This is a genomic window from Streptomyces sp. RP5T (assembly GCF_003933965.1).
Taxonomy (GTDB): Bacteria; Actinomycetota; Actinomycetes; order Streptomycetales; family Streptomycetaceae; genus Streptomyces.
Map to the genome: position 1 here is coordinate 1 of NZ_RSAJ01001262.1, position 534 is coordinate 534.

Annotated in this window: 1 protein-coding gene; it reads right to left on the bottom strand. The window is 75.5% G+C overall.

Features of this window, described 5'->3' with window-relative positions:
• Positions 1-534, bottom strand: a 534-nt coding sequence (locus EHS43_RS45725; protein ID WP_185806700.1) for an ERAP1-like C-terminal domain-containing protein, incomplete at both ends; no start/stop codon positions are given.

Sequence of the window (534 nt, forward strand, 5' to 3'; positions counted from 1 at the left end):
GGAACGCCCAGCGGCCGGCGGCCTCGGCGATGGCGGGGCCCCGGCGGGCGGCGAGGGCGACGGCGTCCTCGTAGTAGCGGGGCACGTACTGCCGTACTAGGTCGGTCTGTTCGGGCTGCCAGAAGCCCTGGGCGGTGGCCGTGAACAGGTAGTTGGAGAGGGCGTCGCCGGTGAACATGGCCTCCCAGGCCTGTGCCTTGGCCTCTTCCGTGGGCAGGGCGGCACGGCAGCGGGCGGCGCCCTCCTGGCCGGTGGCGGAGGGGTCGAGGGCCAGTTCGGCGGCGATGGCGGCCTCGTCGGTGGCGCCGAGGACGGCGAGGCGGGCGAGGACGCGCCAGCGCAGTTCGGGGTCGAGTTCGGGGCCGCCGGGGACGGTGCCGTCGGCGAGCCAGGCGGCGATGGTGTCGGGGTGGGCGGCGACGTCGATGCAGTGGCGGACGGCGATCAGGCGCAGGCCGGGGTTGTCGCCGTCCTCGGTGCGGCGGATGAGGTCGCGGCAGAGGGAGGAGAGGGTGGTGAGGGCGGCGACAACCC